This window comes from Pseudomonas sp. ITEM 17296 (assembly GCF_028895205.1).
GTDB lineage: Bacteria > Pseudomonadota > Gammaproteobacteria > Pseudomonadales > Pseudomonadaceae > Aquipseudomonas > Aquipseudomonas kermanshahensis.
Genome location: NZ_WJRS01000011.1, coordinates 143,196 through 156,874, shown reverse-complemented (window position 1 = coordinate 156,874; position 13,679 = coordinate 143,196). Strand labels below are relative to the sequence as shown.

14 protein-coding genes are annotated in these 13,679 nt (G+C 64.5%); 8 read left to right on the top strand and 6 right to left on the bottom strand.

Annotation, left to right across the window (positions count from 1 at the left end; translation table 11 throughout):
• Window positions 1-2 precede the first annotated feature (2 nt).
• Window positions 3-434: a multidrug/biocide efflux PACE transporter gene (locus GIB19_RS14790; protein ID WP_274886999.1), complete on the bottom strand. Its 432-nt coding sequence runs from the start codon at window positions 432-434 to the stop codon at window positions 3-5.
• Window positions 435-527: 93 nt separating this feature from the next.
• On the opposite strand from GIB19_RS14790, the gene GIB19_RS14785 reads away from it, so the two are divergent.
• The 4 genes from GIB19_RS14785 to GIB19_RS14770 all read left to right on the top strand — a co-directional run bounded on the left by GIB19_RS14785 (window position 528) and on the right by GIB19_RS14770 (window position 6,645).
• Entirely contained in the window at window positions 528-1,382 is an 855-nt protein-coding gene (locus GIB19_RS14785) for a LysR family transcriptional regulator (RefSeq protein ID WP_238213438.1), read from the top strand.
• Between the two features lie 313 nt (window positions 1,383-1,695).
• Window positions 1,696-3,441: a caprolactamase subunit beta gene (gene capB, locus GIB19_RS14780; protein ID WP_027593512.1), complete on the top strand. Its 1,746-nt coding sequence runs from the start codon at window positions 1,696-1,698 to the stop codon at window positions 3,439-3,441.
• Window positions 3,442-3,454: 13 nt separating this feature from the next.
• Window positions 3,455-5,539, top strand: coding sequence for a caprolactamase subunit alpha (capA, locus tag GIB19_RS14775; RefSeq protein WP_274886997.1), 2,085 nt, complete (start codon window positions 3,455-3,457; stop codon window positions 5,537-5,539).
• Window positions 5,540-5,688: 149 nt separating this feature from the next.
• Window positions 5,689-6,645, top strand: a complete 957-nt coding sequence (locus GIB19_RS14770) for an AraC-like ligand-binding domain-containing protein (RefSeq protein WP_238213434.1) — start codon at window positions 5,689-5,691, stop codon at window positions 6,643-6,645.
• Between the two features lie 27 nt (window positions 6,646-6,672).
• On the opposite strand, the gene GIB19_RS14765 is transcribed toward GIB19_RS14770, so the two are convergent.
• The gene (locus GIB19_RS14765) at window positions 6,673-7,566 is read right to left on the bottom strand and encodes a DUF2950 domain-containing protein (protein ID WP_186680124.1); all 894 of its coding nucleotides are present in this window, start codon (window positions 7,564-7,566) and stop codon (window positions 6,673-6,675) included.
• Window positions 7,563-9,029, bottom strand: a complete 1,467-nt coding sequence (locus GIB19_RS14760; protein WP_274886996.1) for a DUF3300 domain-containing protein — start codon at window positions 9,027-9,029, stop codon at window positions 7,563-7,565. The genes GIB19_RS14765 and GIB19_RS14760 overlap by 4 nt, the downstream gene beginning before the upstream one ends.
• Window positions 9,030-9,233: 204 nt before the next feature.
• On the opposite strand from GIB19_RS14760, the gene GIB19_RS14755 reads away from it, so the two are divergent.
• A complete protein-coding gene (locus GIB19_RS14755; RefSeq protein ID WP_027593517.1) occupies window positions 9,234-9,485 on the top strand; it encodes a hypothetical protein in 252 nt (83 codons plus the stop codon).
• An 81-nt stretch (window positions 9,486-9,566) separates the two neighbouring features.
• The gene (locus GIB19_RS14750; RefSeq protein WP_027593518.1) at window positions 9,567-10,286 is read left to right on the top strand and encodes a TorF family putative porin; all 720 of its coding nucleotides are present in this window, start codon (window positions 9,567-9,569) and stop codon (window positions 10,284-10,286) included.
• Here GIB19_RS14750 and GIB19_RS14745 read toward each other — a convergent pair.
• The gene (locus tag GIB19_RS14745; protein ID WP_274886993.1) at window positions 10,283-11,155 is read right to left on the bottom strand and encodes a DMT family transporter; all 873 of its coding nucleotides are present in this window, start codon (window positions 11,153-11,155) and stop codon (window positions 10,283-10,285) included. The genes GIB19_RS14750 and GIB19_RS14745 overlap by 4 nt on opposite strands.
• Window positions 11,156-11,255: 100 nt before the next feature.
• Window positions 11,256-11,666, bottom strand: coding sequence for a RidA family protein (locus GIB19_RS14740; RefSeq protein WP_274886991.1), 411 nt, complete (start codon window positions 11,664-11,666; stop codon window positions 11,256-11,258).
• Window positions 11,667-11,857: 191 nt separating this feature from the next.
• On the opposite strand from GIB19_RS14740, the gene GIB19_RS14735 reads away from it, so the two are divergent.
• A complete protein-coding gene (locus tag GIB19_RS14735; RefSeq protein ID WP_274886989.1) occupies window positions 11,858-12,175 on the top strand; it encodes a hypothetical protein in 318 nt (105 codons plus the stop codon).
• 50 nt (window positions 12,176-12,225) lie between these two features.
• Here the strand turns inward: GIB19_RS14735 and GIB19_RS14730 are convergent, their stop codons facing one another.
• Window positions 12,226-12,438, bottom strand: a complete 213-nt coding sequence (locus tag GIB19_RS14730; protein WP_027593522.1) for a PLDc N-terminal domain-containing protein — start codon at window positions 12,436-12,438, stop codon at window positions 12,226-12,228.
• A 228-nt stretch (window positions 12,439-12,666) separates the two neighbouring features.
• Between GIB19_RS14730 and GIB19_RS14725 the strand changes: the two genes are divergently transcribed.
• Entirely contained in the window at window positions 12,667-13,674 is a 1,008-nt protein-coding gene (locus GIB19_RS14725; RefSeq protein ID WP_027593523.1) for a GlxA family transcriptional regulator, read from the top strand.
• The last annotated feature ends 5 nt before the right edge of the window (window positions 13,675-13,679 follow it).

Here is a 13,679-nt window from a genome sequence, read left to right as displayed (position 1 = left end):
CGTTAGGCGGCAGCCTGGCGCTGGACCACATAGTGCCGGGCTTTGTCGAACGCCCAGTTGTACACCACGGTGTAGGGCAGGATGATCACGAAGAAGCCCAGCTCGACCATGAACGCCTGAAGCAGCGAAATATCCAGCATCCAGGCCGCCACGGGGAGGCACCACACCACCAGGCCTGCCTCGAAGCCCAGGCCATGGGCGACACGCGTCCAAGGCTTCCAGGCAACCCGTTCGGTTTGCACGACGCGTTCGATCAGTGCGTTATAGGCCACGTTCCAGGCCATGGCGATGACCGACAGGGTCACCGCCAGCCCCCCGGCCGTTGCCAACGACTTGCCCAGCACCCAGGACAACAGCGGTGCGCACAACAGCACAGCGAACACTTCATAACCTACGGCATGGACCATGCGTTCGGTGAAAGAGACCTTTTTCATCTTGAATTCCATCATTTGCTTGAGACGTGCTTCCTATTTTCTTTGATGGAACAGATACTCGCGACATAGCTCCTATCGGTTTTATCAATACCTATGCGCTACTCACCTGAAGCCTTGCTTGCCTTTGTCGAAGCCGCCTCGCTGGGCTCGTTCTCTGCGGCGGCCCGCAAACTGAAGAAAAGCCAGTCCACCGTCAGCATTGCGATAGCCAATTTCGAGGCGGATATCGGCTGCCCCCTGTTCGACCGCGGCGGGCGCCACCCTACGCTCAATGCTGCCGGGCGCCAGGTATTGCCCCATGTCGAAGCGATCCTTGACGCCAGTGCCGGGCTCGACGCCCTGTCACTGAGGCTGGCTGAGCACGTTGAAGCGTTGGTCTCGGTGGTGATGTCGGACAGCTACAGCGTTACCTTCCAGAGCGCGGTCATGGCCGGCTTCGCACACAGCTACCCACATACCGAGCTGCGCTGTGGGCCCTCGGAAGACGCTGACGTGATCGAGTTGGTGCAGCAGGACATGGCCCAGATTGGCATTCTTGCCGCGCAGCGCCAGTACCCCGCCGATGTCGCCGTGGCGCGCCTGCCTGAGCAGGCGGAGTTTTGTGTGTACGTGAGCGCCGAGCACCCGCTGGCAGCGCTGCGCACGGTGCAGCGCCAGCACTTGGAGACCGAACGCCAGCTGTACATCAAGACCTACGCCTCCAGCCTGCACCACGATCGCGGCCAAGCCTGGTCGGCGCCCGACTACCTGACCTTGCTGGAGTTCGCCGCCCGTGGCTTTGGCTGGGCAGAACTGCCCAAGGCCCTGGTCACGCGCTTTGGCAGCGGCCTGGTGGAATTGCAGGTGGCCGGTTATCCGCGCCGCGTCGACATGGACATCGCCTGGTCCCGCCGCCGCGCCCTCGGCCCAGCCGGGCAATGGCTGGTGCAGCAGTTGCTGGGCGTGTAGGAAATCGACCAGACAATAGTGAACATTGTGGGAGCGGGCTTGTCCCGCGAATGGGGCTACGCGGAGCTTGGCACTGGCTTCGCCGGTGTTCGCGGGGCAAGCCCGCTCCCACTTAATGCGTCAATTTTTAGAAAGGGCGCAAGACAGTTGCTCCCACAGGATGATGGGCTAAAGCCGCCCAAACAGTGCACCCAAGCGCAACAAGCAGTACACCCACCGACAAGTCAGCCACCCCGCTCGCCCCGTAGCCTGTCACCACGCGCCGATCACTGCGGCACGCACCCAAAAGCACAAGAACAAACGTTGGTGACCTATGAAAACAGTAGATCCGATCACCCTTGCGGTGGTCCGGGGTGCGCTGGAAACAGCGCAGCGCGAAATGACCTTGACGTTGGAAAAGACCGGCCGCTCCAGTGTGTTCAACCTGGCCCATGATTACTCGAACTCGTTGTTCGACCACCTCCCCGAAATGATCCTGCAAGGCCAGGACATCCCCATCCACCTGGGTTCACTGATCCCCGCCATGAAGTGCGTGGCCGAGTTTTTCGGTGACGATATCGCCGAAGGTGACGTGATCTACCACAACGACCCGGCGTACAAGGGCAGCCATATCCTCGACTGCTGCATGTACAAGCCGGTGTACTACCAGGGCGAACTGGTGTTCTGGACTGTATGCAAAGGCCACCTCACCGACATCGGCGGCCCGGTACCGGCCGGCTACAACCCGGACGCCAAGGAAATCTACGCCGAAGGCCTGCGCATCCCACCCGTGAAGCTGTGGGAAAAGGGCAAACGCCGCGAAGACGTGATCAACTTCATGCTCACCAACATGCGCGCCCGCCCCTATCAGGAGGGCGACCTCAACGCCCAGTACGGCGCCTGCAAAGTCGGTGAGCGGCACCTGCTCGACCTGCTCGACAAGTACGGCGTGGAGCAGGTGCGTGCCTGCATCGCCGAGCTGAAGAACATGGCCGACCGCCACATGCGCGCCTTGCTGCGTGACGTGCCGGACGGCCACTACCGTGGCACCGCCGTGCTCGAAGACGCCGGCCACGGCCTGGGCGAACTGGCCATCACCGCGCATGTCGAGATACGCGGCGAGCAAGCCCATGTGCGTATCGAGAGCCCGCCGCAGGTGCCCTACTTCATCAACTCCTACGAGGGCAACTCGGTGTCGGGTGTGTACCTTGGCCTGATGATGTTCGCCCAGGTCGCACCGCCCTACAACGAAGGCCTGTATCGCTGCGTCACGGTCGATGTCGGCGCCAAGGGCACGCTGTGCAACGCCCAGGAACCGGCGCCCCACGTCAACTGCACCACGACTCCGATGGAAACCTTGGCCGATGCCGTGCGCACGGCACTGGAGCAAGCCTCGCCGCAGCGGGTCACGGCCTCCTGGGGCCATACCAGCGGCATCAACATCGCCGGCCACGACCCACGCAACGGCAACAGCGAGTACGTGACCATGGTCCTGGCCTCGATCATTGCCGGCGCGGGGGCCAACAAAGTCATGGATGGCTGGCATGCCTGTGGGCCGCTGTGCTGCTTCGGCGCCTTGATGAGCGGTGACATCGAGCTGCTGGAGCACGCCTACCCGATACTCATCCACCGCTACAGCCTGATGGCCGACAGTGGCGGCGCCGGTGAATTTCGCGGCGGCTCCGGCACCCGCCTGGAGATCGAGCCCCTGCAACACGCGATGACCGTGGTCGGCTTCGGCGAAGGCCGCCAACTGCCCACCGCCGGCGCCGCCGGGGCCCGCAATGCCCTGCTGGAGCCCAAACTCGGCCGCCTGATCCACCGGCACGCCGATGGCTCGGAAGACCACTACACCCAGAACCCCATGCTCACCCTCCAGCCCGGCGAGCGGATCATCAACATCAACCCGGGGGGCGGCGGTTATGGCGACCCCCTGCGCCGCCCGGTAGCCGCCGTGCTGCAAGACCTGCGCAACGGCCTGGTCTCGCCCCACGGCGCCGCCCTGGAATACGGCGTGGTCGTCGATGCTGACGGCCACCTCGACGAAACCGCCACCCGCCTTGCCCGCGACCTGCACTGACCGGAGACCCATCATGCGCAATCAATATCGCCTGGGCATCGACGCCGGCGGCACCTTCACCGATTTCATCCTGGCTGACCGCGATGGCGGCGTGCAGCTGTTCAAAGCCCCTTCCACGCCGCAGGACGGCACCTTGGCCATCCGCGCGGGCCTGGCGCAAATCGCCGACGCCACCGGCCGCACGCCGGCCGAGATCATCGCCAACTGCGACCTGTGCATCAACGGCACCACGGTCGCCCTCAACGCCCTGATCGAGCGCACCGGGGTCAAGGTCGGCCTGCTGTGCACCGAGGGCCACGAAGACAGCCTGGAAATCCGCCTGGGCCACAAGGAAGAGGGCCACCGCTATGACGCCCACTACCCGCCGGCGCACATGCTCGCCCCGCGTCATCTGCGGCGCCCGATCGGTGGCCGGATCCTCGGCGATGGCCGCGAGCACAGCCCGCTGGACGAGCGCGCGGTGCGTGAGGCTATCGACTACTTCCGCGCCGAAGGCGTGGAAGCGGTGGCCATTTCCTTCCTCTGGTCGGTGCGCAACCCCAGCCATGAGCAGCGTGCCGCCGAGCTGGTCAGGGCAGCGCTGCCCGGGGTGTTCGTTTGCACAGGCGTTGAAGTGTTCCCGCAAATCCGCGAATACACCCGCACCTCCACCACCGTGGTCAACGCCTACCTGAGCCCGGTGATGGCGCGCTACGTGGCGCGTATCGACAGCCTGTTCGAGGCGTTGGGCGCCCAGCAACCGGTGCGCTACTTCCAGTCCAACGGTGGCCTGGCGCCCGGCCACCTGATGCGTGAGCGCGCGGTCAATGCCATCAACTCCGGCCCGGCTTCGGCGCCCCAGGCGGGGCTCTCGGTCGCCCGCCCGTTTGGCATCGACAACGTCATCACCGTGGACATGGGGGGCACCTCGTTCGACATCACCCTGACCAATGCCGGGCGCACCAACTTCAGCAAGGATGTGGACTTCCTGCGCCAGCGCATCGGCGTGCCGATGATCCAGGTGGAGACACTGGGTGCCGGCGGTGGCTCCATCGCGCACCTCGACGAGTTCGGCATGCTGCAGGTCGGGCCCCGTAGTGCGGGCGCCAAGCCTGGCCCGGTGTGCTACGGCAAAGGCGGCAGTGAACCCACCGTGACCGACGCCAACCTGGCCCTGGGCTACCTGCCAGACCGTGCGTTGCTGGGCGGCAGTATTACGCTGAATCGCCAGGCTGCGCTGGAGGCCATCCGCAGCAAGATCGCCGAACCGCTGGGCATCAGTGTTGAGCGCGCCGCGTTTGGCGTTACCACCCTGGTCAACCTGAACATGGTCAACGGCATCCGCCGTGTCTCCATCGAACGCGGCCACGACCCGCGCGACTTCGCCCTGATTGGCGCGGGTGGCGCAGCGGGTATGCACGTGGTGCGCCTGGCCGAAGAAATTGGCATGCACACCGTGTTGATCCCCAAGGTGGCCTCTGGCTTGTGCGCCTTCGGCCAGATCCTTTCGGATGTGCGCTACGATCAGCTCACCAGCCTGTCGATGCGCCTGGACGCCGAACACGCCGACCTCGCGCAGCTCAACCAGGCCCTGGCCGAACTGCGCCAGCAAGGCTTGGCGAACCTGCGTGAAGACGGCTTCGGCGACCAGGCCGGCAGCTGCCACTACACCCTGGAAATGCGCTACAGCGGGCAGATCCATGAGTGCAGCGTGGAGCTGGAGCGCCACAGCCTGGACAGCGAGGGGCTGGCAGCGTTGATCGAGTCCTTCCACGCTCGCCACCAGACGCTGTACTCGTACAGTGAGCCCGACAGCCCGGTAGAACTGGTCAACCTGGAGTGCTCGGTGATCGGTCACCTGCCGCGCCCACCACAGCCAGAACTGCAGGGGCCGGCCCAGCCACCTGCTGCAGTCCCAGCGGGCGAGCGCCCGATGCTGTTCAGTGCCGACGGCGAGTGGCAGCACACCCCGGTGTTCAACGGTAACCACCTGCTGCCCGGGCAGACGGTGCAAGGCCCCTGTGTGATCGAGGAGGACACCACCAACATCGTCGTGCCGCCAGGCTGGCAGGCCTGCCTGGAACCTTCGGCCACGTACCGGGTGACACGCGGGGCTTGATCAAAGGGTCGGCACGCGCCGATCATGGGCGTGACACCCGCCCGGCAGCGTTGCGCTGCCGGGCGTTTTTGCACAATAACAAGAGCTGCTTGAGTAGCTTGCCTGCAGTTCCTTTTTTCAATGCTGCCCTCTTTGAAAAAGGACATCCCATGCCCACAGAACTGTCGACCCACGGCTGGCCGCAACCCGAACGCCAGGCGCGCTGGGCCGAAGCCATCAACGACACTTACTTCCCCTTGAGCCTGGAATTTGCCGCCGAGCAACCTTTCGATGGCCATCTGCAGCGCTGGAGCACCCCCAGTACGCCGCTGAGCCTGTCACGCCTGCGTTCCAGCCAGCTTGGCTATTCCCGCAGCAAGGCGCACATCGGCCAGGACACTGACGCGTTCTACCTGGTCACCGTGCCCAGCCGCAGCGAGGTGCACTTCGAGCAGGATGGCCACCCATTGAGCTGCCGCCCGGGCGGTTTCATCGTCGAGCGCGGCGACGCGCCTTACCGCTTCCACTACCGGGCCGAGAACGACCTGTGGGTGCTGAAACTGCCTGAACGCGCGCTCAAGGCCAACTTGCTCGGGCACAAGCGCTACACCCGCCACTGCTTCGACGCCAGCCAAGGCCTTGGGCGGATCTTTGTCGAGCAACTGGACCTCTGCGCACGCCACTTCGACGCCAGCCCCGCAGCCGCCCGCCACCTGTTGCTGGAGCAGGCCAGTGCGACCCTGCTGCTGGCCTTGCAGCAGGACGAACGGGTGCTGGGCAGTGAAGGCTCCAACCTCAGCACGCTGCACCTGACCCGTGTCGAGCACTACGTGCTGCAAAACCTCGGCGACCCCGACCTGTCACCGCAAGCCGTCGCCACGGCCTGCGGCCTGTCATTGCGCTACCTGCACAAGCTGTTCTCGATCACGCCCTATACCCTGGGCGAATGGGTGCGCCAACAGCGCCTGGAGGCGGTGCATCGCCAACTGCGCGACCCGTACTGCCATCTGTCTATCGGCCAACTGGCGTTTCGCTGGGGTTTTGCCGACCAGGCGCAATTCACCCGGGCCTTTCGCCAGCGCTATGGGTGTACCGCCCGCGAAGTGCGCGCGGCGCGCGCGCACTGAAAGCGGCGGCGCAAGGATGCGCCGTGTTCACTCGATCGCCGTGGTATCGACCTCTTTCCAGCTGTCATCCGGGTCGAAGCGTTTCATCTCCTTGGCCAGCCTGTCCCCGTGTGGCCCGAGGTCTTTCTCGAAGACCTGGCCGTCATGGCTGATCATGAAGCTCATCACCCCAGTGTCGTCATACTTCGCTGGCCAGGCGATCAGGGCAAAGCCGCGGCTCATCTGGTTGCCAATCAGGTAACTGTAAGCGCCACCGGGGGCCGACGGGCCTTGCGCATCGAGGATGCGGAAGTGGTAGCCATACCAGTCGTCACCCACCACATCCTGGCCAAACAGCGGCCCCAGCGGGCTGACCTGCCCATCACCTTCATCGTCCCAGTACAGGCCGTCATGCTTGCCAGGCTCGCTGAAAATTTTCTGCGCGTATTCCAGCGCACCATTGCCGTTGCGGTCTTGTGAGGCGTAGTCCATCTGCGCGTCGTGGTAAGCCAGCATCGACTGCAGGGCACCCAGCTCGTTGCGGCCAATGCGCCGGGCGCGGATTTCAGCACTGCCGGCCTTGAGGTCGAAGCGCCAGCCCTGGCTGCTTTTGCTCAGGGGTATAGGCAACGTCCAGTGATCACTGCCCACCGCCAGTATGGCCTTGCCCTGGGCCGTCATGTCGATGCTGTGCTGCGCGCGATACTGCTCCAGGAACGTGTCCACATCACTGCGTTGCACACCCCCACGCGGGATGTAGGTACGCCAATCATCGCCCAGCAGTTGGGCCAAGCGCGCTTCATCCGCTTTCTCTTGGCCCAGCGCCGCGACGAAGGCCTCCACGGCCTTCTCCGGTGTCGGAAAAGCGTCTTGCGCAGCGGCCAGGGATGACCAGGCCAGGCCTGCAGTGAGCAGCAATGCCCCGAGTAATGGACGGTTCATCGACGGCCACCTCCCCCGCGGCGTGCAGGCGCACTGGGCCGGGAGATCTGGTGCCCGGCGGCACGCGATGCGTTCGGCCGCTGGGCGAACGACTGGCTGGTGCGGCCGCGGCTGGCCTGCGCGCTGGTGCGCGACGGCGAGCGCACGCCATCGAAGGCATTGTTACGCGCCCGGCCTGCGGTATTGGCGGGGCGGTTCTGCGCCCCTTGCCGCGCCTGGCCTTCGCCTTGTCTGCGTGGGCTCACCTGGTTGTTCTGCTGCCGGCCTTGGGTATTACGTGTGTCCTGTCGGCGGTCGGCTGGCCGTGCCGCGTCGTTACGCGATTGCATGCGATTGCCGACCGAATTGCCCGCCTGCGCCTCGCGCACCTGCTGGCGGGCCTGGCGGTTGCTGGTGGCCGGCCGCTCGATGCCAGCCCGGTCCATTGAAGCCCTGGCGTTGTTGCGTGCCTGGGCACGCTGGGCGTCGTCGCCACGGAACGCGGTACGCTGGGTAGCACCGTCCAGCTGGCGACCATATTGCTGGCGGCTGCGGGCATCGCGGTAAGGCACACCCTCGCGGTTCGCGGCGTTGTGCTGCCATTTGTTCTGGTTGTTGGTGATGCGGTTGTTGCCGTTGATGTTGTTGTAGCGGTTGACGTCGATGTCGATGTCATTGTTGCCCCAGTCACAGTCGCCCCACAGCGAACTGACAATCGCCACGCCCGTACCGAAGGCCAGGCCCGCCACCAGCGCGGAACCGGCGTAGTACATCGGCGGTGGCGGGTAGTACACCGGCGGCGAGGCCGGGTAAGCCCAGGTGCCGTAGGTGGTGGTGGGGTTGTAGCTGGGCACGTACACCACTTGCGGGTCGGCCGGCTCGATAATGATGGTGGTGGGCGGGCTGCTGGCCGGCGCAGCCTGCTTGCTGCTACCACCGCTGGAAGCCGGCGCTGCCGCCGGAGCCGCCTGCACGGTCACGTTCTGGTACTGGTTGCTCTGAAGGTTGCCGGCCGCCTGCGCTTGATGACGCAAGCGCTGCACGCCGGCCATGACATCGTCGGGTTGCGCAAGAAAGGCGTCGCCCAGGCGTTGTACCCACACGGGGTCCTGGCCCAGGGTCGCCAGCAACTGCGGGAAGGCCACCAGCGCCTGCACGCTCGGGTCCCACGGTTGTTTCGCCACTTGCTTGACCGCATCGTCGCCAGAGGCCTTGGGGTTGGCCTTGGACCAGGTCACGGCTTCACTCACCTGCCCCGGGTAGGTGGCGGCCATCAGCACCTGGGCCAGCAACGCGTCGGGGTACAGCGCGATGGGTGCGAGCATCTGGTCCAGTTGCTCCTGGGTGAACACCGCCTCCTTGGCCGCGAGCGTGTCGGCTTGTGGGGCCGGGTCCGGCGCGGGTACATCTTGTGCCAGCACCCGGCCGGGTGCAGCGCTCAGGCACAGCACCGCCGAAAGGACGGCAATCAATGGCATGCGCATCGCTAATCCCCATGAGGTCAGACCGCGTGGGTTAAGGGTAGCAATGGCAATCCGTTTGACCAGCAGAGAGGGCGCTAACTTTTCGCACTGATGGTTGTATCGATAGTGACTATCGAACGAGGCAATTTCTACTGATCGGCCCGGCCCAATAACCTAGCGCCATTGATTCGAACTTGGCGAATCCCCGCACCCCGGAGCTACCCGATGAATACCCTGGCCCGCCTCTCGCTCACTGCCCTGGCCGCTACCGCCATCGCCCTGTTGGCCGGCTGTGCCAGCCACCCCGAACTGCGCCCGTACAGCGCCGAAGAAACCCGCCAACTGCAACTGGAAGCCTTGCAACGCCGTGGCCTGTCGCTGGACGACTATGAACAGCAACGGCGGGTGATCCAGCGTGCCAACGACCTGCCTGTAGTCACTGAAGCCGCCGACGCTGCCCCTTCGACCAAAGGCTGAAGGCCATAGCCAACGGTTCCCTCCTCCCGCCTGCGCAGGTATCCTTTACCGCTCAACCGCAAGCCTTCCAGGACGGAGACCATGACCAGGCCCCTTCTGTTGCTGAGTGCTGCACTGCTCTTCAGCCCCCTGCTGCTGGCCCAGCAAATGAAACGCGAACTGGGCGACATCGACTTCACGCTAGGCACCACACCCTCCCGCAGCATGGCCCAAGGGCTGATTTCGCCCAGCGCCATCGGCGCATTCCATGGTGGCCTCGACCTCAGCCACCGCAGTGGCTGGTACCTGGGCCAATACGCCCCGAGCATGGGCGTCACCCCGAACTCCACCCTGCGGTTGGACAGCTACCTGGGCTACAAGCACCACTTCGACAGCAGCCTGGGTTACGAGGTGGGTTTGATTCATTACAGCCAGCCGAATGTCGCAGGCCCCGACAGTTATGCACTGTACGGCGGCGTGTCGGTGCTGGGCAGCCGCTTTGGCGGGGCGCTGCGCGACAACCCCGACAACCGCACCGGCACCCTGTTCGCCGACTTCGGCCAATTGCCGCTGTTCGACGTCGACCTCACCGTCAAACTCGCCCATCACCGCTTGGGCACGCCGTTCACCATTGGCGATGGCAGCCAGGTGAATGCCTTTTCCGACTGGTCGCTGGAACTGTCGCGGCCTTGGCTGGGCATCGACCTGAACCTGATCTACAGCAACTCCAACCTCAGTGGCGGCGGTTGTGATGCGTATTCGGGGATCAACACGTATTGCGAAAGCGTCGTCACGCTCAAGGCGCAGCGCAGCTTCTTTTAACGGCGCGGTGCCAGGGCCAGCGCGATACCGCCCAGCACCACGGCACACGCCACCAGCAAGCGAATCGACAGCGGTTCACCAATCAGGCAAACCCCGCCCACTGCGGCAATCACCGGCACACTGAGCTGCATCGTTGCCGCCTGTTGTGCGCTGACCTGCCTGACCACGCCGTACCACACGGCATAACCCGCCCCCGAGGCCAGCACGCCCGAGGCAAGCGCATACAGTAAACCGGGTGCGGTCAACTGCGTGCCGCCACCTACCCACAGCACGGGTGCCAGCAGCACCAGGCATGGCAGGCTGCGGGCAAAGTTGCCGGCGGTATCCGCCAACGGCCTGGGTGAGCCTTTGCCCAACAGCGAATACACGCCCCACGCCACGCCCGAGGCGGCCATCAGCAAGGCGCTGGGCAAGGGTGGCGCCTCGGCACCGGGCAACAACAGCACCAACAGGCCAGCGAAGGCGATGAGCATGCCCAGCAGCATCCGCGGGGTGATGCGCTCGCCTTTGTACGCGGCAAAACCAAACATGGTGATCTGCACAGCGCCGAACAACAGCAACGCACCTGGGCCAGCGCCCAGTTGCAGGTACGCCGCAGAAAACAGGAATGCATAAAGGAACAGCGCCAGGCCGCCTCTCCAACTGCCGCCCTGGGGGATTGCGAGCTTGCGCAACCGTATCAGCAGCATGAGGAACAGCGCACCACTGGCCAGCCGCACCACCGTGAACGATGCGGGGTCGATGGCCCCGTCGCGCAGTGCCAACCGGCAAAACACCGAATTGGCAGCGAAGGCCACCAGGCTGAACAGTGCGGGCCAGAGCCAGGCCCTGGCCTTGCGGTCGGTAAGCGTGGTGGTGCCGGTGCTCATGGTGGGGTCACCTCTGAGAGGGTTATTGTTGTTATATCGGCCCTGCAGCTACCGATATACAACAGAGTGTTTCCCTGGCGCCACCCCCGAGTGGCAGCCGCTACAGCGCTGCCACCGCGTCGATCTCCACCAGCATGCCGCCCAGCGCTAGCCGAGGCACGGGTATCAGTGTGCAGGTCGGTTTCATGAGCGGGCCCCAGGCCCTGTCAGCCTCGGCCACCCATTGCTGCAGCCGCGCCTCGCTGTGATCGACGATCAGCAAGGTCAGCTTGAACACCTGTGCCAGGCTGGCGCCTTTGGAGGCCAGGGCCGTCTCGAGGTTGGCCAGGGCCTGTCCCGCCTGGTCGGCGAATGCCGGCGACAGATGCCCGCTGACGTCCTCGCCGCCCTGGCCGGCGATATACAGCAAACGGCTGCCGGCAGGCACTTCTGCGACATGGGAATAGGCATTGCCACTGGGGTCATACAGCCCTGCAGGGTTGGACAGCTGGAAAGGTGCTGAACGGGACACGGTGAATACTCGCACGGAGAAAAGTGCCGCCGAGTATCAGACCTCGAGTTAGCTTGAGGTCAAGCGCGCTGTAGGACTTTTCACATGACGCGGTCAGCGTGTTGAACCACGTGTGTGTTTTCAGCGGCGTCTGCCTGCCGCTAGAGTGCAAAACCCGGCACGGAGGCCTGCCCGCAACAAGGAAAGCAACAATGACCAAGCACCACTTTCAACTTGCCTACACCATTAACCCACGGCATGACGGCGATGACGACGAGGCCGCCCGCGCCCGGCTGCACTTGCGCAAAATCGGCTGGGACACCGTGGACCACATCGAAACCACCCTGCTAGGCGTGGTCCAGCTTTACCAAGGCACCCCGGCAGCCCGTGTCGATGAAGCCGAAAAGCAGATTCGCGACCGCATACACGAAGAGCTCAAAAGCCTGCGTGTGGTGTCGCGGGTGAAGTTTCACGGCAGCCTGATGGTCGACGGCCTGGGCCAGGCCATTCACTTCAGCATCGTGCCCTGAGCCGCGAGCAGTGACCGCACCAGGCGCCCCCGCGCCTGGTGCCATGGTCATCACTTTTCTTGCAGCACTGCCCTGCCCTTCACCGCTCGCGGCCCGCGCCACGCCCAGAACAACAGGCCGGGGAACGGCGCATAGACCACGAAGACGACCCACAGCATCTTGCGCTCGGCGCGGCGGTCACTGCCGATGATGTGCCAGATGGCCCAGATTTCCAGCAGGATCACAAAGGCCGCGATGATGATCCAGATCGTTCCGATTTCCATGAGCGCTCTCCCATTTGGCATGTAATGGGTTGGGTTGCCTTGGGCGCTGAGGGTTCAGATTGATTTCCCGGGGAGCGTGTTTTTGGGTTTGCAGCGCCTGCACCTCACAACCACCCTTCAACCCATTGCCTGAACACGACCTGAAATACGACAGGCCCACCCGAGAGATTGTCTTTCCCACGGCCACCCGCCACACTCCGCCTGGCCAGCCAGGAAGCGGAGTCCAGAGTGCCCACCCCACGCCAGTTCAGCAAGAAGACCAGCACCAGCAACATGCTGAGGCTAAAGTCCACCACCGGAAATGCCCAAGCGCCCTATCGGGTCGACTTCGTATTGCTCGAACACTTCTCCATGGCCAGCTTCACCGTGGCCATGGATGTGCTGGTCACGGCCAACCTGCTGCGCGCCGACAGCTTCCAGTTCACCCCACTGTCGCTGGACGGCGACCGGGTGCTGAGCGACCTGGGGCTGGAGCTGGTCGCCAGCGAACTGTCCGCCGAAGCGCTCAAGGAACTCGACCTGCTGATCATCTGCGGTGGCCTGCGCACCCCGCTCAAGTACCCTGAACTCGACCGCATGCTGGACGACTGCGCCGCCCATGGCATGGCCCTGGGCGGCCTGTGGAACGGCGCCTGGTTCCTGGGCCGCGCAGGCGTGCTGGACGACTACGGGTGCAGCATCCACCCCGAGCAACGCGCCAGCCTCTCCGAACGCAGCCCGCAAACCCGCATCACCCCGGCCAGCTTCACCCTCGACCGCGACCGCCTCAGCGCCGCCAGCCCCAATGGCGCGATGGAGCTGATGCTCGGCCTGGTCCGCAGGCTGTACGGCGATGGCCTGGCCGAAGGCGTCGAAGAAATATTGTCGTTCTCCGGCGCGCGCTATCGCCAGGTCGGGCCCGGGGCGAAAAAGTCCATGAGCCTGCACATGCGCACCATCGTCGAGCTGATGGAAAACAACCTCGAAGAAACCCTCAGCCTCGATCAACTGGCCGCCTACAGCGGGCGCTCACGCCGGCAGATCGACCGCCTGTTCCAGGCCCAGCTGGGCACCTCGCCGCGGCGCTACTACATGGAATTGCGCATCACCAAAAGCCGCCGGCTGCTGCAGTATTCCGACCTGTCGGTGATGGAAGTGGCAGTGGCCTGCGGATTCGTATCGGTGTCGCACTTCAGCAAGTGCTATGCGGCGTACTTCGGCTACCCGCCGTCACGCGAGCAACGGCTGGGCGAATGACCCCG

Bases quoted from the DNA above. Each gene is read 5' to 3' on its own strand.
- GIB19_RS14790 (WP_274886999.1), bottom strand. From the start codon at position 434: ATGAAAAAGGTCTCTTTCACCGAACGCATGGTCCATGCCGTAGGTTAT.
- GIB19_RS14785 (WP_238213438.1), top strand. From the start codon at position 528: ATGCGCTACTCACCTGAAGCCTTGCTTGCCTTTGTCGAAGCCGCCTCG.
- capB (WP_027593512.1), top strand. From the start codon at position 1,696: ATGAAAACAGTAGATCCGATCACCCTTGCGGTGGTCCGGGGTGCGCTG.
- capA (WP_274886997.1), top strand. From the start codon at position 3,455: ATGCGCAATCAATATCGCCTGGGCATCGACGCCGGCGGCACCTTCACC.
- GIB19_RS14770 (WP_238213434.1), top strand. From the start codon at position 5,689: ATGCCCACAGAACTGTCGACCCACGGCTGGCCGCAACCCGAACGCCAG.
- GIB19_RS14765 (WP_186680124.1), bottom strand. From the start codon at position 7,566: ATGAACCGTCCATTACTCGGGGCATTGCTGCTCACTGCAGGCCTGGCC.
- GIB19_RS14760 (WP_274886996.1), bottom strand. From the start codon at position 9,029: ATGCGCATGCCATTGATTGCCGTCCTTTCGGCGGTGCTGTGCCTGAGC.
- GIB19_RS14755 (WP_027593517.1), top strand. From the start codon at position 9,234: ATGAATACCCTGGCCCGCCTCTCGCTCACTGCCCTGGCCGCTACCGCC.
- GIB19_RS14750 (WP_027593518.1), top strand. From the start codon at position 9,567: ATGACCAGGCCCCTTCTGTTGCTGAGTGCTGCACTGCTCTTCAGCCCC.
- GIB19_RS14745 (WP_274886993.1), bottom strand. From the start codon at position 11,155: ATGAGCACCGGCACCACCACGCTTACCGACCGCAAGGCCAGGGCCTGG.
- GIB19_RS14735 (WP_274886989.1), top strand. From the start codon at position 11,858: ATGACCAAGCACCACTTTCAACTTGCCTACACCATTAACCCACGGCAT.
- GIB19_RS14730 (WP_027593522.1), bottom strand. From the start codon at position 12,438: ATGGAAATCGGAACGATCTGGATCATCATCGCGGCCTTTGTGATCCTG.